This is a genomic window from Curvibacter sp. GW821-FHT09D12 (genome assembly GCF_059416245.1).
The window spans coordinates 1-24945 of record NZ_JBWKOU010000040.1; the positions used below are offsets into that span (position 1 = coordinate 1).

General features: G+C 55.7%; 21 protein-coding genes. 7 read left to right on the plus strand and 14 right to left on the minus strand.

Annotated elements, in window-relative coordinates:
• The first annotated feature begins 959 nt into the window (after positions 1 to 959).
• The 3 genes from AC07PT_RS29490 (at position 960) to AC07PT_RS29500 (ending at position 4825) form a co-directional block, all read left to right on the plus strand.
• The gene (locus AC07PT_RS29490; RefSeq protein ID WP_494659059.1) at positions 960 to 1904 is read left to right on the plus strand and encodes a hypothetical protein; all 945 of its coding nucleotides are present in this window, start codon (positions 960 to 962) and stop codon (positions 1902 to 1904) included.
• 19 nt (positions 1905 to 1923) lie between these two features.
• On the plus strand, positions 1924 to 3642 hold the full coding sequence (locus AC07PT_RS29495; RefSeq protein WP_494659060.1) for an ATP-dependent helicase: 1719 nt from the start codon (positions 1924 to 1926) through the stop codon (positions 3640 to 3642).
• Between the two features lie 886 nt (positions 3643 to 4528).
• Positions 4529 to 4825, plus strand: a complete 297-nt coding sequence (locus AC07PT_RS29500; RefSeq protein ID WP_494659061.1) for a hypothetical protein — start codon at positions 4529 to 4531, stop codon at positions 4823 to 4825.
• 84 nt (positions 4826 to 4909) lie between these two features.
• Here the strand turns inward: AC07PT_RS29500 and AC07PT_RS29505 are convergent, their stop codons facing one another.
• The 7 genes from AC07PT_RS29505 to AC07PT_RS29535 all read right to left on the minus strand — a co-directional run bounded on the left by AC07PT_RS29505 (position 4910) and on the right by AC07PT_RS29535 (position 11567).
• Entirely contained in the window at positions 4910 to 5398 is a 489-nt protein-coding gene (locus AC07PT_RS29505; RefSeq protein WP_494659062.1) for a hypothetical protein, read from the minus strand.
• 60 nt (positions 5399 to 5458) lie between these two features.
• Positions 5459 to 5671, minus strand: a complete 213-nt coding sequence (locus AC07PT_RS29510) for a hypothetical protein (RefSeq protein ID WP_494659063.1) — start codon at positions 5669 to 5671, stop codon at positions 5459 to 5461.
• Positions 5672 to 6050: 379 nt separating this feature from the next.
• Positions 6051 to 6860, minus strand: coding sequence for a sterol desaturase family protein (locus tag AC07PT_RS29515; protein ID WP_494659064.1), 810 nt, complete (start codon positions 6858 to 6860; stop codon positions 6051 to 6053).
• Between the two features lie 46 nt (positions 6861 to 6906).
• The gene (locus tag AC07PT_RS29520; RefSeq protein ID WP_494659065.1) at positions 6907 to 7434 is read right to left on the minus strand and encodes a midcut-by-XrtH protein; all 528 of its coding nucleotides are present in this window, start codon (positions 7432 to 7434) and stop codon (positions 6907 to 6909) included.
• A 554-nt stretch (positions 7435 to 7988) separates the two neighbouring features.
• Positions 7989 to 10799: a MobH family relaxase gene (mobH, locus tag AC07PT_RS29525; protein ID WP_494659066.1), complete on the minus strand. Its 2811-nt coding sequence runs from the start codon at positions 10797 to 10799 to the stop codon at positions 7989 to 7991.
• 24 nt (positions 10800 to 10823) lie between these two features.
• On the minus strand, positions 10824 to 11288 hold the full coding sequence (locus tag AC07PT_RS29530) for a hypothetical protein (protein ID WP_494659067.1): 465 nt from the start codon (positions 11286 to 11288) through the stop codon (positions 10824 to 10826).
• 3 nt (positions 11289 to 11291) lie between these two features.
• Complete coding sequence (locus AC07PT_RS29535; protein WP_494659068.1) at positions 11292 to 11567, minus strand: hypothetical protein; 276 nt, start codon at positions 11565 to 11567, stop codon at positions 11292 to 11294.
• Positions 11568 to 11662: 95 nt separating this feature from the next.
• Here AC07PT_RS29535 and AC07PT_RS29540 point away from each other — a divergent pair, with 95 nt between their 5' ends.
• Entirely contained in the window at positions 11663 to 12211 is a 549-nt protein-coding gene (locus AC07PT_RS29540; protein WP_494659069.1) for a helix-turn-helix domain-containing protein, read from the plus strand.
• Here the strand turns inward: AC07PT_RS29540 and AC07PT_RS29545 are convergent.
• Genes AC07PT_RS29545 through AC07PT_RS29555 form a run of 3 tightly spaced genes read right to left on the minus strand, consistent with a single transcriptional unit; the run spans position 12208 to position 16690 of the window.
• Positions 12208 to 15426 carry a DEAD/DEAH box helicase gene (locus AC07PT_RS29545; protein ID WP_494659070.1) on the minus strand — a complete coding sequence of 1073 codons (3219 nt, stop codon included), beginning with the start codon at positions 15424 to 15426 and terminating at the stop codon, positions 12208 to 12210. The genes AC07PT_RS29540 and AC07PT_RS29545 overlap by 4 nt on opposite strands.
• A 13-nt stretch (positions 15427 to 15439) precedes the next feature.
• Entirely contained in the window at positions 15440 to 16321 is an 882-nt protein-coding gene (locus AC07PT_RS29550) for a hypothetical protein (RefSeq protein WP_494659071.1), read from the minus strand.
• A complete protein-coding gene (locus AC07PT_RS29555) occupies positions 16322 to 16690 on the minus strand; it encodes a hypothetical protein (RefSeq protein ID WP_494659072.1) in 369 nt (122 codons plus the stop codon).
• Positions 16691 to 16911: 221 nt separating this feature from the next.
• Between AC07PT_RS29555 and AC07PT_RS29560 the strand changes: the two genes are divergently transcribed.
• Genes AC07PT_RS29560 through AC07PT_RS29570 form a run of 3 tightly spaced genes read left to right on the plus strand, consistent with a single transcriptional unit; the run spans position 16912 to position 19920 of the window.
• Positions 16912 to 18189 (plus strand): GspE/PulE family protein, encoded by a 1278-nt coding sequence (locus tag AC07PT_RS29560; RefSeq protein WP_494659073.1) that lies wholly within the window; start codon positions 16912 to 16914, stop codon positions 18187 to 18189.
• Positions 18190 to 18191: 2 nt separating this feature from the next.
• On the plus strand, positions 18192 to 18929 hold the full coding sequence (locus AC07PT_RS29565) for a thioredoxin domain-containing protein (RefSeq protein ID WP_494659074.1): 738 nt from the start codon (positions 18192 to 18194) through the stop codon (positions 18927 to 18929).
• On the plus strand, positions 18919 to 19920 hold the full coding sequence (locus AC07PT_RS29570; RefSeq protein WP_494659075.1) for a hypothetical protein: 1002 nt from the start codon (positions 18919 to 18921) through the stop codon (positions 19918 to 19920). The genes AC07PT_RS29565 and AC07PT_RS29570 overlap by 11 nt, the downstream gene beginning before the upstream one ends.
• Positions 19921 to 19974: 54 nt before the next feature.
• Here the strand turns inward: AC07PT_RS29570 and AC07PT_RS29575 are convergent, their stop codons facing one another.
• From AC07PT_RS29575 to AC07PT_RS29590, 4 genes are all read right to left on the minus strand, one after another.
• Positions 19975 to 20322, minus strand: coding sequence for a hypothetical protein (locus AC07PT_RS29575; RefSeq protein WP_494659076.1), 348 nt, complete (start codon positions 20320 to 20322; stop codon positions 19975 to 19977).
• A 201-nt stretch (positions 20323 to 20523) separates the two neighbouring features.
• The gene (locus tag AC07PT_RS29580) at positions 20524 to 21252 is read right to left on the minus strand and encodes a DsbC family protein (protein WP_494659077.1); all 729 of its coding nucleotides are present in this window, start codon (positions 21250 to 21252) and stop codon (positions 20524 to 20526) included.
• Positions 21253 to 21374: 122 nt separating this feature from the next.
• The gene (locus AC07PT_RS29585; RefSeq protein WP_494659078.1) at positions 21375 to 22052 is read right to left on the minus strand and encodes a hypothetical protein; all 678 of its coding nucleotides are present in this window, start codon (positions 22050 to 22052) and stop codon (positions 21375 to 21377) included.
• A 3-nt stretch (positions 22053 to 22055) separates the two neighbouring features.
• Complete coding sequence (locus AC07PT_RS29590) at positions 22056 to 24935, minus strand: fibronectin type III domain-containing protein (RefSeq protein WP_494659079.1); 2880 nt, start codon at positions 24933 to 24935, stop codon at positions 22056 to 22058.
• Positions 24936 to 24945 lie beyond the last annotated feature (10 nt).

A 24945-nucleotide genomic window follows, 5' to 3' on the forward strand; every position in this document is an offset into this window, starting at 1 on the left:
TGAAAAAAGCGCGCCAGCCTGCGGCTGTGGGGCAGGTCGGGATTGGAGTCTGGGGAGTATTTCTTCAGCCTGTTAGGCCTGCGGGATAACCACAGGACAGATTGAATTGCGGGAAAACCCGCAACTCAATCAAATGGCGATCAGGCGCGGATAAAGCCGATAGCTTTACCCACCTTGATCACGGGGAGGCTCAGGCTGAAGCCAGAGACAACACAGGCAGCCAAAACAAGGAACATTTGCGAATTCATTTGAATCTCCAGGGAAGATCCTCGAAAACGCCATATCCCCCTTGGGGATTTGGCATCCCCAAGGACTGTTTAAAAACCCGTCACAAGGACGAGCAACTGCACTGCTTAACCACCGTGGTCAAGCAATGTTCTACACACGCGCAGAAGCACAAACACCATCACGGCGTCAGAGTTCATTGAGTGTGAAAAACCGGCCCGCATCACGCGGGGCGGGAAGAGAAGCCCTTCTGGGGTCAACTCTTCACGTAGTAGATGCCTATGAAGGCAAGATTGCAGCGCAAAGCCCATCTTCATCCCAACGGGAAGAAGTCCAGGTCTTACTCAAGCGCCCAATCCAACTGCAAGTGACCCCGCAGTGTGAGGGTTGGGAGCTTCGCTCCAATCGTTGCTAGGCAACGGAAGACACGCATTACGGTGTCGATAAAACGTTCACAGAACAGCAAGCTGCACTGGTTGCGCACGGGGCACAACTGCTTCATTCAATGAGGGAAGCGAACCGCAGTCAGGAGGATGGGCGTTACGCACGCATCACTCAAGAGATGGGCGAATGGTATCCGCGAAATCAGCAGGGCGTCAACACGCGATGGTGAAAAGTTGCAACCGAAATTTGAGGTTTCCTCGAACTACGCTTTTAAGCGCTGTCTTTCGGGTGAGTTTTTGAATGTCCCATCCCTAACATCAATTCTCCGTTGTCCACATGGAGTAATGCACATGGCAGATGTGATTGAAAGCCCCGAGGCCTCTACCGCCCCCGAACAGACCGTCCCCAAAAAGAACAGGCGCCGTCAACCTCGCAGCGACTCTGCAGCACCTCAAGACTCTGGTGATGCTGCCAACGCTGCACCCAAAGCAACCCCCTCGGCCGCGCCAGCAGCGCCGGCAGCGCAATCCAATGAGGCTGCGGCCAATCGGCCTCATGAACAGCGTCGCCAGAACAACACAGGCCCGCGACAGGAGCCTTGGTATGTGCGCCGGGAAAAGGATCGCCTGAAGCGCCTGGAATCCCAATCCATGCCGTTTCGCACCTCCTCCATCACGCTGAAAACACGGCATGCTCAGGAAGCCTACGAGCGCGCCAGCGAGATGTGGACCGAGGCGATGATCACGCTGAGCGTCACGATGCGCAGCTTCAAAGATGAGCCCGACTGCATCGTTGTCGATAAGCAGGTCGATAGCTACATGGATGAATGCGATGAGGCCATCAGGAAGGAGAAGCAGCGCCTGCTCACGGTCGGCGAGACCAATGGGCTGAATCTTGAAGAGGACGGCGAGGTCGAATACACCAACATCCAGCAGTACAAGCTCCGGATCAGTTCTCCACGTGAGCGGCGTTTTCACAATGCTCTGCTCGAACTGGACAAGGTGTGCACCTACATGGACATGCTGTGGATGGCAGGCTTCGCAACGGATCGGGCACGCAGCGTCTCGGCCTACGAACTGAAGAGCCGGATCTTGCGCACCTGCGGGCGCGCTCGAACATTGGTGTTCCGTGCACAAGGCTCGTCGCAGCGGTCAGGTGCGCAAGTGGCACAAGATCCTCGCAAGGGCACAGCGCTCGATCCAAACAAGCGACCCAACGAAACCAACGCACCTGGCGGCAGCTCCACCTCGCCAGTTGTCGCTGAGCCCGCCACCGCTGAACTGGCTGTGGCCTAAGCACAAGGCCTCTTGCAGCGTGGACTTCAACAGCTTCCAAGAACGGGCCGTCTACGCACCTGGGCATTGCACCATCCTTGCATGCCCAGGTTCTGGCAAGACAAGCGTTCTCTCCCATCGAGCCGCCCACCTCATCACGAGTAACGACATTGGGCGACTCATTGCTGTCACGTTCACTAAGGACGCCTCCAACGAGCTGCTTCAGCGCATTTCCAAGTCCTGCGGCGTCGAGAACGCGCGACGAATTGGCGTTGGAACCTTTCACTCGCTGGCACTCAACCAGTTGAGACGCTCCATCAAAACCAAAGTCCCACGCCTCATCAATGAAGGCGAGCGATTCGGGATCTTGCGACGCTGCTGGAAGGACTTCGCCCCCCGCCACAAGTTTGAGGATGTGGTGAAGCTCATAGACAGGGCCAAGGGCACTGTCAAGCCACTTTCATTCGACGATCTGGCCGTCGAGAAAGTCTTCCACGCCTACGAGCAAGCCCTCGCCGCCGACAACGTGATGGACTTTTCGGATCTCCTTCTCCGAAGCACCAGAGGCATGCTCGACGGCACCATCGCGCCCCTACCCATCGCTTGGATGCTGGTTGACGAGGCACAGGACATGGACGAAGTGCAGCTGGAATGGATCTTGGCCCATGGACGCGCCGGAGTTCAAGTCACTCTCGTCGGTGACGACGACCAGAGCCTCTATTCATTTCGCCAAGCCTTGGGGTATGACGGGCTTCAAGAGATCACCATGGCTCTCAACTCCATGGAGTTGACTTTGCCGGTGAACTACCGCTGTGCACCCAACATCCTGTCGCACGCAGCCAAGCTGATCAACCACAACACGAATCGAGCAGCAAAGAACATCAAGGCTAACAAGACAACACCCGGGGAAGTCGTTGTGCATCGCCGCGCCGATCGAACCGATGAATTGAGCCTGCTTGCTAAAGTCATACTTGAGAGAAATCCCATCGGCGAATGGTTCGTGCTGGCCAGGACCAACATACTTCTCGATGAGGCTGAGATCGTTCTTCGCAGCTCTGGCATTGAGGTCAAGCGCTCAGGCAGCAAGAGCATCTGGGACAACGGCATCGGTGCGGTGTTCACTGGCCTGGTGCGCAGCGTGGCCACCGGCACATGGATGGGAATCGCAAACACGCTCTCGTTCTGTGGCGCTGGCGATTCCTGGATCAACGAACACTCCAGAGCGGCTGGGCTTGACCTATTTGAGCGCTTCGACGCGGCCATCGAGACCGCCCCGAACGATCGAAGTCGCAAGCTGGCCATCTCGCTGCGTGAGGGTCTTCTGTCGTGGAGCGACCAAGCAAAGAAGAATCGAGTCCCCCTGGTGATTTACGGGATTACTGGCTTCTTGTCCCCGCACTGCAAGGAGCCCCAACGAAAGTTGCTTGATCTGATGCAGCGCACCTTTGCGGAGCGCTTGCAGGGCACCCTATTGCAACGCCTATCCCTCCTGTCACGCGACGAAAAGGACAAGACATGCCAGGAGGGGATTGTCATGCTGCTCACACTCCACTCATCGAAAGGCCTGGAGGCCGACAATGTGTGGATCATGGGTTGCGAGGAGGGCAACCTACCTCACACGGACTCCACCGAGGAGGACGAGAGGCGCCTGATGTACGTCGGCATGACTCGGGCCCGCTCCAGGCTAGTCATGAGCAGCTCCCTCAGTGAAGGGATGGAATCAAGGTTCTTCGAAGAGGCTGGCCTGGCCCCAAAGTAGCGGGGCAAGCAAGCCCCCCTTACCCTGATAATGGGCTGTGAGGGCCACCTCTTCATGGCCAGCAGGGCAACACATGAGGTCTGCCCACAAAGGCCACACTCATGACGAATTCTCAATCCCCCCTCAGTAACCCCAGCGTTTGGCCAGGCAGACTTCCAGTTGCTTTCATGTTCAGCGCACCAGGGACTCGCGAAGCCGCAAAGGGCTTCCCCGTAGCGGGGGTCACTGGAGACAACCTCTCAGTGGGATTGGAATATCTACATGCGGCGCGTCCCGACCTTTTCCCGTCGTCAAATCGCTACGACTACCGCATTGCCAATGCCTACCCAAAACCGCTGTCGCTCGCTCTTGGCAGTGGACGCACAGAGGCGAGTGATCGCGAGATTCTTGAAAGTGGAAACGTCGCCCGTGTCATAGCAGACCTCAAAGGATGCCTACTGGTGGTTCTTTGTGGTTTCAAGGCGCAACTGTTGACGGGTGCAATTGAACGCCAGCTTGGTTCCCGCACCTTGTCTTGCAATCACACAAGCTACAGAGGGCTCAGGAGCCTGGAAATCAATGCGGATGCAGCGGCTATCCCTGGACGGAAGAGGCCAGCGAAAACACGAGGTCGCATGCGGACGTGGGCCAACGGCTTGTTGAGTCAGATCGATAGCCTTGGGTGCGTATTCCGATGAAATCCGCCAGTGAGTCCGATTCAAATCTGCCACACGGCCCGATCCAAACTTGGCCACGGCTTCCGACTCAAACCAGCCAACTCGGGGCAACATCACATTTGTTAGCCTACTGATACCATGTCTGAGAACGGCCAAGAGCTGCCGCTCGACTCGAAACTTTCACCCGTCTCCTGCAGACCTGAGAAACATGCATTTGGCCGCAGAGTCTTATGTACCCCATCCACAAGCTCATCAGTATTGCAAACTTGCTCTGCCTCACTTGCGTAGCATTGTTTCTATTCGGAGGAAATGGTTTCTCTGGCCTGGGTATCTCGGTGTTTTTTGGATACTTCGCTAACCTAGCAGCTATCGGTGTCGGCGCAGCAACCCTTTTGCTGATTGCTGTCAAGGCTTGGAACGGTGATGGCATCATCACCTGGAAGCAGCATTGGCTTGGCATCGTCAATGCTCTGGCGGTAGTGCTTGCATGGTCACCCGTGCTTCTGCACATGCATCAATTTGACTAACGTACAGTTGCAGCAAAGACTGTGTAGATCTCGCCGATTCAACTTTCAGCTATGGGCCCTGAGCCGTCCTTCGACTTCACTAGGTCATCGCAGCAAATCGGTCGGATTGAGCGCCCATTCCACGATTTGCTCGGGGCTTGGGTTGTAGTCGCTCATCGGCTTGCCGTCGCCCCAGGTGTCACTACCCTCATCGTAGTCGGGCGGATAGAACATTAGATCTGAAGCGTGTGGCCGCGGTACGTTGATATCAAGCACGGCCATGTATGCCTCTTGCAGCCCTGACTGATCTGGTTTCATCGCCCGCCGGACAACTTCGACAAGCTCTTCGCGGGATGCGTCATGCACCGGCTTTATGAGCCGACTTCGCAGCACGCGTCGTACAAAGTTGGCGTGATTCTCGCTGCCATAAACGCCCTGAAAGACGCGCATCGGAAGATCTGTGCCCGCGAGCCTGTTGAACTCGATACGCAGCACCTCGCTAGGGTTGCCGTCAATGGCATCCGCAATTTCAGCGAGCCGGGTGACAAGCTGCTCATCGAGTAGCGGGGGAGTTAATTCCTGTCGTAGTTCCATAGACAACTCTGAAAAACCGACGCTGGCAACAGACTGAGATTGGCCGATTCCAGGTCCAAATCAATCGACCACGAAGGCGCGTATCTTGCCTGCTTCTTTTACTGCCACTCGACCTGCGTCCGCGTCAACGATGATGTTGCGGCACGCGCATGAGGCGGCATTGTCGGGAAGCGACGAAACGGTTGCGCCGCAGCTCAAGCATTCATACATGATTTTCTCTCCTGCCGGGTAGCCACGCGAGAAGTCGGCGGAAAGGTATTTACGTTGATTCATCAGGAGCGAAACTTCAACATCACGAACGGAACTGAGAGAACAGATCAAAGGACCGGTTCTGGCCGTTGCCCGTCGATCACGGCCTCACCCTATCGACCTGAGAAAGTGTTGATCACGTAACCGAAAAGAAAGGCTCCAACAGTCAGGATGGCAGGTACGCCGATGATGAGCCAGACCATCAATTTTCCCTCCCTCCTGAAGTGCTGGTTGACGCTCTTGCTTGGGTCTGTGGCCGCTGTCGCGCTTTGCGATTGCTTTGGGTTGGTCATAAGGTACTTTCGGGACTACGCCACTGACGGCTCCTGGCCGATGTCTGACAAAAAACACGTCGGGCTTGTCTGGGTTCTGAAGGGCAGGACCATTGGGCGCGATTGCCTTTTTATCGCGTGAATTCGGAACGGATTGGCATCAGCAGCAATTGATCCAAGCGCGAATCACTGGGAGCCCGAAAGTATTCCAAACCCAATTGCTCATCTCGCTGTTGAGATGAAGTCCACGACTTGGCGGTTCCGAAAATGTGGTCAAACAACGAAAAAACAGTGCCGTAATTGCTGTTCGTGCTACCCCTGTCAGATGCGTGGTGCACGCGATGAAAATCGGGGGTGACCACCAGCCAGCCAAACCACCGGTTGACGCGCTCACCGCAGGTCAAATTGGCGTGACTGAGAATATTGACCACTGTGCTCAACAGGTTGCAGACAACAACCACGGCCATGTCCGGCGCGAGCAACAGCATGGTCAGTAAATTGAGCGTGGCCGTGAACACCACTTCTATCGGATGGTGCCGTTCGGCCGTCGTGACATCCAGCGCGATATCGCTGTGATGCACCGCATGCAAACGCCATAGGAATTGAAATCGATGGCTTGCACGATGTTGGATATACGCGACCGCCTCAAGTGACAGAAGGACGACCAGAACCGACACGCCGAAGTTCGCATGCAGACGGGGCAAGAGTCCATCTGGGAAGCCGCTGAGGGTCGATTGTGCCCAGTGGTACAACCAGGGCCCCAGCCACAGGATCATCCGATAGTTGACCCAGGACAGTCCAAGATTGGTCAACCATCGCCGCGTCGACGCGCCTTCGCCTCTGCGCAGCGGTGCCATCGCTTCAAGCAACAGCCCCAAGGCCATGGTGCCAATCAACGCGGCTTGATGCAGATCGGCCGCGTAGCGGGTGAGCCAGTCCACAGGCAAGCGCTCTATCAGCGGGACGAGGTTTCCGACGGCCAGATTATCAAGGCCATGGGCATTTTGCAGTCAGGTTACAAGTGCCCCCGTTGCTCAGAACAGAGCCCTGTGCACAAGTGCTGCCGGTGAAAGGACTTCCATACCCAGAGAGTGACTGGATTTGAAGGGGCACGCCACTGGTGTTAGTCACCGTTGCTGTCGTCGTAAAGCCACAGGAAAAAATGGAATTGCTGTACGTACCGCCCGCTGGATTGCTCAAATTGATCGAGGGGACGACCGCCATTGCCTTCTCCATCTCCAGTCCGCCGAAAAACGCCGATCCCGCCAACGCTGCTGCCAGGAAGATGGCGGCAAGAGGGCGCCCTCCGAGCTTTTCGCGCAGAACGCGGTAGCCGACGACGCCTATCAGCAGGGCGAGCACAAACGCCCCCCATGGGGACAGTGTGGGGACACTCCCGGCGGCAGTCGGTGTCCCATAGGTAATCACGGTTGGCGTACCAGCGAGGGCATCAAACTGAACACAAAGCGCGGCGATACCGGCCATACCCGCGCCCAGTCGTTTGTCAAGTTGCATGCAGCTCTCCTTTGAAATGTGGGGCATCAGTGCTTCTCGGCGACGATGCAAATTGTTACATCGCATCAATTCTAGAGTTAGTCACTGGCCAAGTGACGTGGATCAATAGGAAACGCACCTGATCTGACCCTTTACCGGTCTCGGTACCGCACAGAAGTAGAAACCTCAGCGATGTCGGCCATGAAGGTACCGCTACAGCGGCCACGGCGTCGGCCAGGGGACGAAAGATTGTTTGTTGAGTAGTCTAGCGGCGATGACTCGTTCCATTTCAGCCGGCGACAGGTCTGGGTCTAAGGCGTTGTCGTTCATTGCACTAAACGGTTGATGGCAAGGCGAATGTCGCCTATTGGCCGTTCTCAGACATCGTATCAGGCGGTGCATCCGTGGGATGCAGACCACCGGAGTGGTTGGGTCGAATCGGAAAGGCTGGCCTGGCTCCAATCGGAATCGGTGGCAGGTTTGAATCGGATCGGCTGGTTGGATTGGTCGGAATTTGCACTTGGGGACGCATGAAAGCCGCCATAGCCCAGTTCAACCTCAAGCCATGAGGCAACTCACCGCTTCTTGTAGAACAGGCTGAGCCCATCAATTTTCAGTCTGTTTGAATTGTCAGAGACAAAAATCTCAAGTTCCTGCCGATAGATTTGCAGCCCCTGTGACTTGCACAAACTAAGGCATTGCTTCCTGTCTAGCGCAATCCATCCACCCTCAACGATCGATCCTTCCATAGAGCTGATAACTGCCATGAACCGATCGAACCTCTCTGGCCGAGATAGCTTCGAGAGGTCTACAGTCTTCGTATCTACTTCAAGGCTTTCATTTGTCTTTGAAGCGGGGCTCCTCTGCTGAGGAGATGTCCTTGGCTTGCTATCCATGCGCGGCCTTTGTGACTCGCTTGAGGTGTGGATGACCTCCGAACGCTCCTCCGCTCTCTCCATGGGAATTACTGCCACCCCCGCTTCTTGCGCCTTGGGCACCGGAGTCTTCTGCTCTGCGCCCCTTCCTGACTTTGACGCCGGCAGGTTAGGAGTGGAGGTTGAAATTTCAGCAGCAGAGGCTTCCGAAATATCCGGACAAAACGGAGACACTTCGTTCAGATAGGCTGGCGGCTCTTCGTGAATGGGCTCAGACTCAGGCGGCTCACTCACCGACTGCTGAGGAACAGCCGACACCGACTCTTGCTGGCGAGCCTCCATGGCCCCTGGTGCGGCTGGCGTTTTGACCGTCTTAGGCTGCGGATCTCCACCGTATCCAGATCGGTGCAGAAAGGTGTAACTGGGCTCCAAATTAAGGCGCACTGCCTTCACCTGCTGCCCCTCAAACTCGGCATCGACAACTGGCGTCATCGGCATATAGGGATCAATCCAGAACCAGTCCCTGCTCTTACCTTCATCGAGAATGGTCTTTGGTGTCAGTCCGTATCCAGCAAAGGACTGCGGCCACCGTAGGTAGACCATTTCCTCACGGTCCACGCGCACATCCTTGTTCCACTGCTTGGCACCGGTTTTGATGTCGTCAATGATGGCCAACAAGAGCATGCCCAGCGCACCATCAAACTCCATGGTCGGGGGCTGGGAAATATCAATCCCCTTCTTCCCCTTGGACTTCACGGCCTTCCCCGATCCGTTTGCAGGCTCACCAGATACTTCCCTGATCGGTGCCTGAGGCCCGGCACCATCCATGGCTTCAACGTGTAATGCTCCCTCAGACAGTTCAGCGGTAGCACCTGGAGGGGAAGCAACGTCTGCACGTTCCTGGTCAACGTGTGCCTTGGGCCGAATACCCTTGGGGCTGGAAAGTGACTTTTTCCCTGCCCCCTTGGGCTCACCAGAGCGCATTTCGACCTTCTGCACGCTGCCATCAGGCTTGGTAACTTCCATGGCGAGAATTTCGCCCGATGCGGGATCAACAACCATCTTGGGCGGCACCTTAGCGCTTGCGCTTGTCTGGGTGGCCTCGGGTGCTGGCACTGCGGGATTGGCTGACTTGATTTTCCTTGCTGGCGCCTGTGGAGCCGTCTCCTGAGAGGCTTGGGTCTGGTTTGGGATCGCAGACTCTACGCCCCCGGTAGCCCCAGGCTGGGCCTGCACTGAATCAGAGTCGGAGCCGTCATCTTGCTCGTGGTCCTCATCAACTTCTTTGGGTCCGTCGTTGAGAACCTTGCCCGGTATGGATGCGATAGGCAGCGTTGAGATCAGCGCATCGTCGCGCAAGCGAATGCAGCTGAGCGAGATCTTGGGGATTTTGGCAGACAGGACATCAGGCGCGATACGCCAAAACCGATCCTCAGGCGCTTCAGCACTTTCACGTAATCGAGCTAGATCGCGCTCGGTAAGCATGTCAAGGATGCCATCAGTGGTCCTTGGTAGACCTGGTACGCCGTCCTCACGTACCTGACGAGCGATCTCATCGCCGCCGCTTGGCCACACCAAAAAGGTCGCGTCTTCAATTTTGAAAATCCGCGCCCCGGCCTCATTGATACGCCATGTCCCTTCTTTGATCAATCGGCGCATGATGTCAGTCAGGTGGCGCTCAACAGGCACACCCAACTCGTACCCGGCCATGGCAACCCCCATACTCTTCATGTCGCGCTCAACGCTCGACTGATCCGCCAACTTCACCAGCTCGCAAAGTGGGTTTCGGGCGCTTGGGTTTTCGTTGAGGGTCTCGGTCAACCAGACGACCAGTTCCTTGCTTCCTTGCGAAATCCACGACATGGCCTCTCGCCCGATGATCTTCGTCGCAAGGAGAGTGGACAGGGCCAGGTGCTGCTTGCCGCGTCCCTCCCGCCAGTCGATGAAGTAGGCCGAAACGTCGTTAGCTGTCGCCCATTCACTCAAGCTTTCATCGATCGGATCCCAGACATTCGCGCGATCAGGCCCGGAAACCACCATGTCAGATGCTGGCTTGCCAAGGTCATGACACAGCCCCGCAACGAAAGCTGTCAGCTGCCAACGAGGCTCAATTGTTCGCCTTTGCTCTGGAGTCTTCCCAAGATTAATCAGCAGCTTGTCCGCCCGATAGACAGTGCCCAGGGCAACTTCAATGGAATGTCTCAGGAGGCCTCCAGCACCACGATGGTGATGAGACTGTGAGGCGGGGAGCAGGTGGACGTATGCGGCGAAGCGCTGCAATATTCCTAGATAGAGTTGGGCATACAGCGTCTTGTTGACGTTCACAACAAGCGCCAGCCGATCCAGCAGTTCCTTCTGCGACTGAAGCAAAGCTTCGGGACCGATGACAGGCAGTCCCTTCATGAACGGGGGGTAGCGGGGTACCTCGAAGTCAATTTGCTTGGGGTTGACCTTCTGCACAGCGGCGACCGGGACTGCCCTTGAAGGCAGCAACCATTTCAAAAAGCCCATAGCGGTATGAGTACCCTGATGTGGTCAAGTGACGGGGGAGGTTCTGCAGTAAGGGCAAACGCTGGTTAAGTAGTAACCAGCTTCATGGATGAATTGAGCATTACATCCCAAGCAGCGAACGTAGTTCACCATGCCGCTTTTCACATCACGCAATGCGTAATAGGCAGCATTGACATCAAGCTCGCCCAGCAGCCTTTTGTGCGTATTCCAGGACACCAACAGATGCTTCGGGTTGTCATTTGCTGCACCGAACATCTGGATATGAAGACCAACAAATGCAGCGAGAGCCGCGGCCTCTGCCCTGTTGGTCATGAAGGCAAAGGAAGAATCGGGAAGTTTGCCAGACCGTGGAATTGAGTCGTGTGTATCGTGCCACAAGACCCTCAATTGAGGGATCGAAAGGCCGGTCAATCGGTGAACGATGGGGACTCGAAGTTTGGACGCTACCAAATCCCGTGCGATATTCCAAGACTCGATCTGCGCCAGCATTTCTTACCTGCTGAGCGCCGAAACGATATAGCTGCTACCGGTGTTGGATTTCTTCTTGCTTGACTCAAGCAAGTGGTCGAACATCGTCTCACTGAGACGCAGTGTGAAGGCACTGAGCGGCATGTTCGCGGCCAACGTCTCGATATCCGAATTGGACATCTCACCGATGCGCTTGAGCATGTCAACGGACAACCCAGTCGTCAGCTGACCTGACGGTTTTTTCGCCTCTTCCCGTGCGGTATACAGAAAGTTACGATTCAAGAATGCTGCGTCGATCATGGTTCAAAAAAATTAACAACTTTCCAACAGTCTGTACTCATTGTATCGAGTTCCCACGAAAAACACAGTTTTTTGAGGGATAAATGTAAATAACCATGCAAAAAAGCAACCTTTTCAGCCCGCCACAAATCCCCACTGGGACGACTGCTGTGGAGATGGGTAGCAGATTAAGAACTTGGCGCCGCAGCGCAAAGCTGACTCAGGATGAACTTGCGGCCCAATTAGAGTTGAGCACCGACACCCTTCGTCGCTACGAAAGTGGCATGAACATGATGAGTGCCTCAGCATTCACGGTCCTGTACGCCCATGGAGTCAACATGAACTGGTTGATCACTGGGGAGAAGCCAATGATGCGACCGCAAGACCCTTTGGCTGTCGGCTCAGAGGAGGAGTCCGCAATTCAAGAGTTGGTGCTGGCCATGCGGGAATTGCGATACTGCCACCCTGACAGCTTCACGATGTTGGTCAAAGGCTTTATCGCACGGAGCAAGGAAGCGATTCGTCTATCCGAACTGGAGCGAAAAGTCGCTTTCCAAGACCACCCCAGGATGGACGCGCCCCAGGGATGGGGCCAAGCCGCCACTTCGGACCAGCACACGGATCTGATCCTGCCACCAGCAAAGAAGATCGGCGGGGATCTTTAAGCGAACGATGCATAGTCAGTGACTGACGGCATCATCTCTGCGGCAGTCGAGAAATGAGCCAAGCGACTCCATGCTTGGCGATCACCGATGACATATAGCCGAGACTTGGCTCTCGACACAGCAACGTTCAGCAGGTTCGGTTTGCTCGCCGCCCAGGCCTTGGCTCCTGGCAACTTTGGGTTCCCCCCCAAGACCATGATCACCACCTCAGCCTCCTTTCCTTGGGCAGTGTGCACAGTACCCACTTTCCCAAGGTCGAGCCCAACGTCCTGAGCAATTCTCCGCAGTTCACGGGCGCAATCACGGAAGGGCGAGATCATGGCCACCTGCCCAGGGTCCACGGACGCTGTAACGTCGCGCAGCAAGCGAATTAATTTCGCACCCTCCTCTGGTACCCAGTGCCCCTCGCCGCCTTCGCCGCGCACATCAAACCAAGTGCTTTCGGGAAGATCCAGGCGTCCAAGGGCAGACTTGCCATGAACCATCATCCCACCGTATGCGATGGCATTGCTGATCGCAAACATGGGCTGATCGCACCGACGATGCAAACGAAGCGGGCACCCAACCCAGGTCTCAGCGCCAGCATCGTCCACCAGGTAGGTTCCGAGGATGGCTGACTGATCTGCCAAGGACTGTGCGGAAACTTGGCTTGGAAGCCAGGCGTCGCCAACATCAAGGATGCGGGCAAGCTCGGTTTCAAGGACAACGGGCATGGTTGAGACAGGTTCAAGTTGAAGCGGATCGCCGACAACCACTGTCCGCCTTGCACGCCAGATAGCGCACGCGGCATGGGAGGGTGTAGCTTGACCTCCCTCGTCAATGAGAAGCCAGCCAATTGCTTGGGGGCCCATGTTGGCGAACATTCTCGGTATAGATGCGAAGGTGGACGACACCACCGGGACTACGAGGCAAAGCGAATCAAGTGCCAGTCGAGTCAATTCGGGCGGCAACTGCTTTCCATTCAGCCAGTCGCTGACCAGGCCGAGGTTGGCCATCAACTGAGCTGGATGAGCTTCAGCAAAAGCTCGATGCAAGGCCAAAGCCGCCAGGAAGACCTCTTCACGTGCATTCAACCATTCCTGATGCAACCACGGCGAGGTCAGCTCCCTTTGGGACTGGCTCGCTTCAGGATCAGGCCAGCTGGCGCCAAAATCCTGCATTGCGGAATCCAGCTGCGCCTCCAGCGACTCCAAGTTCTCAAGGGTCCTTTCATACGCGTCATCGTACTCACGAACTCGCAACACGGCGGCCTTGTGAGCGCTGTCCATGTACTTGGCCTGCTGGCGAAGTTGCTCTGTCAGAGCGCGCATTTCCTCCAGCTCCACACACGCTGCAGCATCCTCAAGGGACAAAGCCTTCATCTGGTCAGACCATTCACGCGAGGCTCGACCCAAGGTAGTAATCCAGTCCCACAGGCTAGGCTTAGTGGCCTGATGTGCCAGCTTGTTCTTATTCGTTTGAACAAGGCACTGCTGAGAACGCGCATAGTCTCCAATGGCGGGGATCAATTTGCTATTTGCAGCCCTGGCGTTCAGTTCGCACTCACGCTTGCGAGCGATCGCTTGGTCGAGCACCACCTCGTCGCTCTTCAGGCGGATCGAGATGTGCTCAATCTGCTCTGGCAGTTTGGCCAGTCCCTCGATCTTGGCCCTGATCTGGGCCTCCGACTTGAAGGCATCTTTAAAGTCTCGAACCGCTTCGGTCCACGACTTCGCAGGAGCAGCAGATCCTTGAAGAAGGCTTCTCAGCAAATCCCTGAAGGTGCTCGGATTTTCGGGATCGACTTGAGCTTGTGGGTTCTCCCCCCACCAGAAACGACTCAGAAATTCACTTCGGTTTTGCTTGTTCCCCAGCGGCGCGGCCAAGAGGCCCCAAGCTGGCTTCTTCAAAACCTTGGTTGCGATCTCCGGGAAGTAGGTCGATTGCGCCAGTACACGATCCGGCACAGCAGCGACACCAGGCAGTTCTTTAGAAACATTCTCGACCGCACCGTTGTTGCTGGAAGCCAGAACAATGCCGTATCCCTGGAGGCTATCGTGGAGCGGGTAGTAGGGAATGGTGACACCAGACAGCTTGAGAAGCTTCTTCTCTGCAAAGTGCTCCGTTCGCCCCGTCCTTACCAAAGCGGCTGCGCGCTGGACAACCACAGCCGCAACGACATCACGCAGGAGCGTCGTTTTCCCAGTCCCTGGAGGGCCATTCACTGAAAACAGCCCCGCGCCAGCAGACAACTGTCCGAGCGCCTCGTTGACGGCCACTTGTTGGCTGAAGACCAGCGCATTGTCTGAGGGCCACCGCCCCACCGGGAAGGCCTCGGGTTGAACTGTCTCGAAAAGAGCGCTCAAATTCTCCTCATTGCGCACATCCAGTCGCTCCGATCGCTTGCCCCCACCCGCAGACATGAATTGCTTGAGCCCCGCCCCTGCTCTACCAGAGGAATATGCCTCCTCCACCCGACGCAGATCCTCAACAAAGAAGCTGGTCAAGATCTCAGACTTTTCCGGAACTAAGGGCGCGACTTGATCAGCTTTGCGCTCCTTCACGCGGAGCGATTTCACATGGATGAAGTCCTCCCACTGGATGGCCGAGGGCGGCAGACCAAGCCTCGCGGTGACCAGCTCAACCAGTTTGACAATCCATGAAACGCCCGGCGCAACGCCCTCTTCCTTGAAACGCGCCAGCTCGTCTTCAATCCACTGCATCAGGGCGCCAGACAAGGCATCAAATGCCTTGAAGCCGCTGTCCACGGACGGCAGGCTTGCTTCGGGTACAGGCAAGCCCTTCAAGTTGTCGGCACCACCGTCCAGCAAGGCCTTCAGATCTCCACCACTGATCAACAACTGCCCACCAGCCCACGCGGCCAATGAAATGGCAAAGGTCTGCGGCATGGGGAGGCCGTCATGATCAAACGACAGATCGAACAGGCGCGACTTTCCGCCCGTACGTTCCATCCAAGGCTTCTCAGTGGCCTTCAGGCTATTGACCAGAGCCGAAGTCACCACATCGACGGAGTAGATGCCACACTGGGCAGCGTAGAGCCAGCGCCAGCCAGAATCGATTTTTTTGCGTTGGTGCTGCTGGTTGTTCCAGGGCATGTAGCCGTCAATGGCCACGCCATAGACCGGCATCTTGGAATCCGAAGGATTGACCCGGGCTGCGTCCACGGGTGTCAGCGCTTCAACCATCTGCCACAACTGAAAAACCGAATTCTTCATATCCCTGCCCCTGTCACTTCTTGCTGGCCAGATGCTTGTGCGCTTGGACGAGTCGCTGACCCACCACATAGTCATCCAACTTCACTACCGGCTGATATGGGGAAATGCGCAGAACAGTGGCCACCACTAGCCCGCGCGAGTCCCTGCGTACAACCAGGACCGCGCCAACAATCGAATCCTGAAAGACCAGGTACACGCAATCGCGTCCGTAGCGGCCTTCAAAGTAGTTCTTCACCTTGTGCAGCAGTTCGCCTTTGATCAAGCGTTCCCCAGCGAGAACCTTGTCAAACCAGTGCCAAGCAGCACTCCAGCGAGCATCACTCACATCGGACAGGTCGGATTCGGTGTACTGATCTCGCATCTGGTCGATGCGGCCGACTTGTCGATGCATGGCATGACTTGATATCGAGATCTCCTCGTCAAGCAGCGCGCAATGAAGTTTGGGCCGATCAAACACGGGGCCTTGAACGAGTTCCAAGCTCGGCTCGACCTCTCTGGGCACATCGCCAGGCCAGCGACCCACTTCGATTTCCGCCTCGAAATACTTGGTCGCTAGAAAGCCCGCCGCTTGCGCTACAACGGCCTTCTCGCTTCGCCCCTTGTTGGTCAACTTGATTGCACCCTTGGCCAGGGATTTTCGAATGGCACCCGACGAGACGCTGATGCGCACCCCACGCCCAAGGCGCTTTGCGCCGTTGTGGAGATTGCGGACTTCCAGCAGATGGTAGATCGCCCGCAACTCAGCAAGCGCAGCACGATCACTGGTGTGGCAAGGATCTACCGATACGCGGAAATCGCCACCGAGGATTGAGACTGGGCCGCCACGATTCCAGCGCCACTCAACGAGAAACTGCCCGTCGCCCTGGGGAACGGTACGCATAGAGAGCTTGTCCATTCAACCTCTCCGGAAAAGCAAGGTGGCCAGCTTAGACCCAAAACCACTTTTTGCCGGCGCAGCATTGGCCGGGTTACCCATGACCACAGGCACCCCACTGCCGCGTTGATCGTTCAACTGGTCCACTTGATCGAGGAAGTGAGCCATCTTGGCTGCAACCTTCTCTTTGACCAGGAGGTCCACCAATTCGCTCAGCACAGCGCCAAGAGCTTCATCGTCCCTGAATTGATGCGACGCCTGCAGACTTGCTGCGATCTCACAGCTTCGGCTCACCCGCGCCACGCGCTCGAAACGCCTGATCACTGCAGGTTCCAGAATTTTGGTGAGAACGCTTGGCGACGCCTGAGCATTCAGCTGAAGGTTGGACATTTTTTCTCCTAGGCCTTGATGGGCAATCCCCTTGGAGGCAACGGGTGTGGCTCCTTCGCTCCCAAGGAGTTTTCATTTTATTGAATTTGCAATTGAATTGCAATTTAATTGCATTTGATTTGTTTTTAATAGCAAATAAACAACCCTCTAGAAATTTGGATTTCATTGACACCATGCAATCCAAAAAGAGACAATCTAGTCTTCTGAAAAATTGAGATTTCATGCATCAATCCAAAGCTCAAACCATCACATTGGCAACTGGACGTGGTGAAGTTGAAAAAGAGCCAACTGAGTTCATTTCTTCAGGCCGCAATGACGAAAGAACGGCCCACTTCCTCAATGACCTCTTCCGCACTGCTGCCCGCCAAGGGGTCAGTGATGTTCACTTTGACGACGAGGAGGACGGCTGCACAGTTCGGTATCGACTCGATGGCGTCTTGCGTGTGATGCATCGCGTAAGCCCCGCCGACTCAAGAGAGATCGACGCCAAAATTCGCACCAAGTCCAAGCTCGGCACCATCGAACGCCAAGCCCCTTTGGACAGCAAATTCCGCTTCGACGTGGATGGCCGTTATGTTGATGTGCGAGTCAGCATCTTGCCTCTCGGCAAGGGCCAATCGATCGTGTGCCGCTTGCTGGATCAATCCTCCAACCTTCTCAAGCTTGACGATCTGGAGATGCCAGAAGACATCAGGGCCTGCCTACGCCACATCATCGCCATGCCCCAGGGACTGCTGCTGGTCACAGGCCCCACTGGCTCTGGCAAGACCACCACGCTGTACGGCCTCCTGCAGCAACTCAACACCCCTGAGCGGAAGATCATCACCGCAGAAGATCCCATCGAGTTTCGGGTTGCGGGCATTTCACAGGCCCAGACCAACCCACGGCTCCCCTTTTCTCTCGCCCTCAAGGCAATGCTCCGCCAAGACCCGGACGTGATCCTCGTCGGCGAGATCCGCGACTCTGAAACTGCGAAGCTGGCCAACCAAGCCGCACTGACAGGGCACCTGGTGCTTTCCACTTTGCACACCAACTCGGCGCCTCTCACCCTCACCCGCCTGGTGGACATTGGCGCTGACCCCAACATCATGGCCGCGGCCATGGGTGGCTACATGGCCCAGCGCCTTGTCCGAAGGCTCTGCCCGCTCTGTCGTGTGCCTCAACCCATGAATGAGTACGTGGCCAAGCAGATGCTGAAAGTGGAGGTGCCTCAAGAAAAAATCGATGCCGTATCCACTATCTACGAATGGAATCCAAACGGCTGTGACAGCTGTCGCAAAGGCTGGGTTGGTCGAACTGCCGTCTTCGAACTGATCATGCCTACTGCAGAGGTCAAGCTCGCCGTTGAAGAGGCCAACCTCCGCGCCCTGGAGCGCGCAGCTCGCCTGCAGAACCAGTACAGAACACTTGCCCATGACGCGATGCTTTGCGTTCTCAATGGAGTGACTTCCATTGAGGAAGCCGTTGCGGTCACTGGCGACATGTCATTCGAGGGATAGAAATGAAAAACCAAACAGATTTCGAACGCCGCAGCCTTCTGGCCATGTTGGCGGGACTTTCCACCCTTGGGGCCCTCCCTGGACTGGCGATCGCTAGCTCCACAAAGCCAATTTCCGGCACCGCCCCGCAGGCCAATGCTGGAGCCGAAGCCAAGGCCTACGAGGTTCTAAACCCTCCTATCGCTGCAGACACCAACCGCGTGAGGTTTCTCTTCAGCTACGAGTGTCCGTTTTGCCGCCAGTACCACAATGGCATGCACCAATGGGGGGCGAGCCTACCCAAACCTCTCATCTTTGAGGCCACCCCGGTGCTCACGAGTGCGAGCGACAACCAGTTCGGAGCCGTGCTGGGCAGACTGATTGCCCAAGCCGTAGCTCCACAAGTCCTGCAAAACTATGACTTCCTGACCTATGGCCTGTTGCAGGGAGACCCCGACACGGGGCAGACCCCAACCGCATCACTGAGCTTCGAGCGCGTGCTCCAGACCATTGTCCAGGCGGGAGCGGACCCCAAAGCCGTCCAGGCCTTCCTCACTGGCAAAGGCAAAGGAATCGAAAAGCGGGTGCCCGAGCACGCCAAGTTGGTGAAAACCTACAAGCTCACAGCCACACCCTCGGTCGCACTCATGGGCCGCTATGTCACAACCCCAGACAGCGCCCAGGGCAACCCACAACAGTTTCTTCTTCTGCTCAATGGCATCGTCAGTCGCTACATTCAAGGAGGAGCCAGTGCGCTCTAACAAGATCACCGCCATGGCCATGGCTATAGCCTGCCTAGCAACCTTTTCGGCCCATGCCGGAGCCATCGGGGACTTCATGAAGTCCAGCAAGGTGTCGTCAAGCACGTCAGCAGCTGCAGACGAAAAGGTGAGCATCAAGGCGACACCCATCGACCCCAAGAACAAGGAAATTCCGGATTGGCTGCGCGATAGCGACCGTCTCAAATCCATGCTCGGCGCCGAGGCTGACTTCAAAGTAGAGAACCCCAAAGTCGTCAGACGTGTCGAAGCCCCTTTCCCTGGCCTTGAAGGCTACGTGGTCGAAGCAACCACCATCAGCGAGGCCAACCCCGAGGGCAAACAGGAACTGTTCGTTTTCTACACCGACAAATCCAAGCGCTACCTCATGGTCGGGATGATGATCGACATGAAGGCGAATCGCGACGTGAACGTCGATGTCGAACGCTACGTTCGGGGCGAGCTGGCTGATAACCCGGCTAAGGCGCTGCGGCCACAGGACATGAACAGCATCAACGTCGCCGGCACCATTGGCTCACCACTCACATTTGTGGTGGACCTCGGCAAGCAAGCTGGGCGGGAGAGCACCCTCAACTTACTCCGGTTCCACCAGTCCTTGAAGAGTAGCGGCGCCGGCGTCAGGCCAATACGCCTGGTGCTGGTTTCGGCGGGGGACGACGAGTTTGCAACAGCGGCTATGGCCATGGCGTATGGCGACGAGGTGAACTCAGGAACTGGCCTGGCCAAAGTGATTGATTTCTCCGAGAAGTACCGAGATGCCCGATGGCTTCAACCCAACAGCATGGGTAAGGATGCCGCTCTCAAGCGAATCCTCGGCACTGGAATCTTCAAGATGGAAAACAACAGCACGCAGGCGTTGCTGGCGCGTATTGACACACTGCCGCTGGTCTATGAGGGTGCAAACGGCCGAACACTCAACATCCCCTTGCCATCTACTCAGGCCCAATGGAAAGCCCTGCTGACCAAGAAATAGGCAGGTCCAAAGCTGAGCACCAAGCGCCCTCCGGGCGCTTTTCTTTTGTACGTGTTAGACGATGCGTGGGCGATGGATGTACTTGCCAGCGGCCAGATGGGCAGAGTCAGAGCAGGCCATGGCCATCTCTTGGACAGGATCTGGCTTCCCACCATTTCGAAGATGGACTGCATACCAGGTGGAAATGAGCAAACCAACCTGATCGAGGGGCAACCGCTTGAACAGATCAGGATCAAGACTCGATGCCTCGCAAAGCCGCTCGATGGCGCACCAGTCGAAATAGATCAAACCATCATCCTCCAGCCGCAGGCGCAGATCTGCAAACCCCAGGCCTGGTGGGATCTGGAACGCAACATCGAAGCTAGCTGGCGTATGGCACATAGTTAAGTATTCTGCGTTCATCCAAACTCATTTGTAAAGAAGAAATGAGGTCGTAATGCACAGATCTGTCATTTCTACAAAGCTGAATTTGACCGATACCGAGCAGTCATTGCGATTTCACCAGAGCAAAGTGATTTCGTAGGCAAGAAAAAGGCCCCGAATCGGGGCCTGAACTCACTACCCTGGATCGCCCAGACAAGTAAGCGAGGGGGGCTCTAGGTATCAAGATCCCTGCTGGAGGGTGCGCAACAATTCAGGAGCTGACATGTATCCAGAAGCCGAGTAACCGCTGTCGCTCACGATGTGAGGGGTACCCTTGAGGCCAACTTGGTTGGCAGCCTTGTTGATACGCTCCAGGCCTGCAGCTTGTTTGCATTCGGCGCCTGTGGCGTTGAGGTGTGAGTTCGCAAAGAAGCGTTCCAGCGCCGCCTTCTTGTCGTTGGCGCAGAGAACTTCAGAGAGCTGGCGCGAAGTCAGTGTGCCGGTGCCAGACCTCGCATAGAGCGCATAGCGCACAGTGATTCCCATGTCATTGAGCTGAGCAAGGTCCGAGTGCAGCTTGTGGCAGTAAGGGCATGACGGATCCGTGAACACCGTGATGACATGCTTTTCCTTGCCCTTGGCTGGATAGATCACGAGCGTCGAGGGATCCAGGCTCTTCATCGCCTTGGCTCGCTCCACCCCCAAGGTCTTCTCAGAAAGGTTCCGACGCTCGGGAACATTGAAAAGGGTTCCTTGAACCATGTAGACCCCATCAGCCGTGACATAGGCCACATCGCCACCTGAGACGATCTCGTACAGACCGGGAATTGGCGAAGGGCTGATGGCTTCGATCTTCAGACCTGGCATGGATTTCGTCAGGCGGTCAGACAAGGCATCGGTTTCAGGTGTGGCATGTGCAGCAGCTGCGAACAGGATGGCAACACAAAAAGACAACTTCTTGAATTTCATTTAAGCCTCAATTCTTTCTCAATTGATTGCAATTATTTGCAAATTATAAATGCAATTAGATTGCCTTCTTCAACCAACAAATACAACTCAACTACAAACAGCGAATTGAGCATCCTAGTTGCCTATCGATCAAGATAGTTTTTGTAAATTTCCAGCGTCCCGTCAATCGACCTCAGTCGCTTCAGAATTGCTTTCGACGTGAAGGTAGAGGACACGTATGTGCCGTGCTGGGGGAGTCGAACCTCAACCACGAACTTGCCAATCTCAAATAGAACAACGCGATCGCGGGCTTCACTCTCCGGATCGCCAAGCACGGTTGGAGTGGCCAAGTTCCCATACCGCCTCGCCATGCGCTCAAGGAGCGGGGCGATGTTCTTGTCATTCCATCCTCGATCGAATCTCAACGTCACCATCTGCAAACGACGGCTCTCGTTGAAGTCCATGGTGATGAACTGAAGTCCTGGTTCGTTCAAAAGGCCGCCCTTTGCGATCGATGAGAGGTTGATGAACGTTCCCCCCGTCTCGGCCGATGGACCGCTACTGACCAAAAGAGCCCCGCCGTACTGACTCTTCATCGCCTGTATGGGCGCCTGGACATCGCTGAACATGGTTTCGTCCACGCTCGCCCATGGCAACACAGGAAGCGACTGAACGAACTGATTTCTGGCCATCTGTGCGTCAGTGGGTTCGGCACAGGAAAGCCTGGGGAACACCACTGCACAACCGAACATGACTAGGACCGTCAGCCCGAACCGCAAAAGTGAATTTCGCAGCCCTAACTCCATGAATTCACGCTGCATGGCTTACTTGACCTCTTCCGCGAACCCGATCCCAGAACCACCATTCATCTGGACACCAAAGCGCCCAATGGAAGTAGCGTCTTGCCCGTTCACAGCTGGTGAGCCGTCGTAAAGGATGGTCAGGGTCTTCACCGTGATGGAAGCCCTATTGAGATTGAACGGGAGATCGTAGACACGCGATGCATTCAGATCCACACCCGACGAGATCAAGCCAAGATGGAAGACGTGAGCACCGTCAACCAAGTTGGCATCAAGAGGGAAGGAGAAGCTGCGGTAGACGGTTGTACCCTGGATGGGGAGGTCAGCGGCTGCTACGGCATCGACGGCGCCAGTCCCTGTCACGCCGGGCAAACAATCCATCTTCTCAATGAGCCCATTCATTGCTGACATGTCCGCGTTCATCGACGCGCCGATCAAGCGAGCAGCTCTACATGCCGGCACAAACCCAGTGTCAGAACCCTGACTATCGCTGGTGGTGGAGTTGAGGACAGATTTCACGCTGTAGGTGTAGGTCACACCACGTTGCGGGGGAACATCAATGAACTCCAAAGCGGATTGACCACCAGCTGCAGAGATTTCAGTCGCGTCACGGAAAACACGATATTTGAGAGTTGAAACAGGCGCGACCCAAGTAACACGAACGTCGTCTTCACGGGTGCCGTCAGTCGCATCAACAGATGTCGGGGCCTGCACTGGCAGTGTGAAAGCCGAGCTGAGGTACTCCCAAGGAGCAAGAAGGGAAACACCAGCGGGTGGCACTGCCCTCGCAACAGCAATCAGGGACACGTTGTACAGCGTCGGGTAATCCAAACCCGAATTGGACCAAGCCCCTGTTGAATCTACCGAAACCAATGCAGCAACCGTGGACCCATCGGAGGCGTTGCGCAGACCCGCAGTGAAGTTGCCGCTCGCGTTCGAGTCATAGCCACCAATCTTGCCAACAACCGTCACAGGTATGCCAGCAGTGCCCTGTGCCGATACGGTCAAAGCACCAGGCGTTGTCATCCATGCGATTGGGATCGTGGCCACCTTGCCCTGAGATGCTGCGCCACTGTCGGCATAGCTGACTCGGATGGTTGCAGGGGTGGCCTGCCAGGCCGATGCCACACCAGCCATAGCTGAAGCTGACATGGCCAGGTTCGTCGGCGTGGCTGCGCTGATACTTGGCAGCGCGGGCACGACCGCGTTGCTGGCGGCATCCAAAACTTCAATCTTGACCTTCAAGGCGTTGAATGCACCGAGGTCAACACTTGCACTAGCAAATCCACCAGTCAAGCGATTAACTACGAGCCCCTGCGCACCTGATGCCGTGAAGGAGCCAACCGTAGGGGTAATGGTCACGGCCGGTACGGGTAACTGCTGAAATGTGACAGTGCTGCTCGCACAGGAAGCAGGGGTAGTAAACAGGCTATTGGCAACAAAGGCCTGAATGTTTACTGTAGTTTCACCGCTGCTCAAATGATTGGATATTGGAAATGTGGCGCTCCAGGTCGAACCACTGAGGGTCATCGAATAATTCTGCGCGCTAGAAACGCCCGCGATACTACCCCACACCTTGATGGACGCCGATTCGACCGAACTAGCCCCTTGAAGCGTGACCGTAACAGTAGCGTTCGTGTTGTAAGTCGTCGCTACATCAGGAGATGCCGAGGTGCAAGTTGGCGAACCAATCACCTGCACATTTGCAACGGTCGAGGCTGTTCCATAGGCAGTCCCGCCTTTTTGCATGCTACGTTGAAGTGGATATGTCCCAGGTGTTGTGGGGGCTGTAGCTGTGATCGAAGTCGTGACGTTGCCGTCAGTGGCAACAGAGCCGGTAAACGCTACAACGCCGCTCCCCCAAACAGAGGTGTTCGCTGGGTTGAAGGGGCCAGTTCCATACGCACCTCCGGTCCAAGTCTCAGCTCCGTTGTTAGTCCATACCTGAGAGAAGGTGAATGACTGCCCAACCCCGATCTTGGAGGGAATACCGGACTGAGAGACAAAGGCTGGATCGAGGAGCTTACGGATATACCCCGTTGTCACAGTGCTCCAAGCAGATGATCCAAGGGTGTTTTCAGCACGGACCTGAAATTCGAATGTGCTTTCATCAGTCAAACCACTAAGGCTGTATGTCGTTGCTGATCCAGCATATGCGTCTGTCCATACAGACGATCCCTGCTTTCGATACTGAAGACGATAGGTGCTCGCACCGCTAACTGATCCCCAAGATGTATTAATGGCATAGCTGGCCGTGCCAGCTGTAGCAGTTAATGACGCAGATGCAGCCAGAGAAACGGAGCACGAACTCGAACTTATAGACCAAGCAGATGAACTGCATACTGCAGTAGCAGAGCCAGATGCACCTGGTTTTGAGTTTGTGATAGTGATTGAGCTTCCATTATTGGTCGTGGCTGCACTCCCAGAGCAAAAACTACCTGCACCCCATGTGAGATTTTGTGCAGCACATGATGGAGGGCTATATTTAGATAGCGTCACATTGGCACCGCCGCCGATCCACATATCAGTGCTCGTACCAGGCGCCAGAATAAAATAGCAGTCAGCCGATGAAACATCATAGGCAACACACATAGTTGCCGGTCCATTATTTACTACATTCCACGAACCAGCATAGTAGGAACTCCCGTTCATGGTCAACTGCTGTCCAGCAGATAAAGTAGTCGGCGAGGTGATGTTAACAAGTGGACCAGCGGATGACGTTTCAGCCTGGCCTATGACAGTTGCCGTCAACCCTGCCGCTACGTCAACATAAATTGTCGAATTCGGGTACATGTTAAAGGCAAATGCCGAACTTGTCCCAAAAAATACCAATACTGCCGTAGCCAGCAACAATCGGGAAATTTCCAAACCGAAATCGCGGACAAGGAAGAATAACTTTTTCATATTTGCTTAC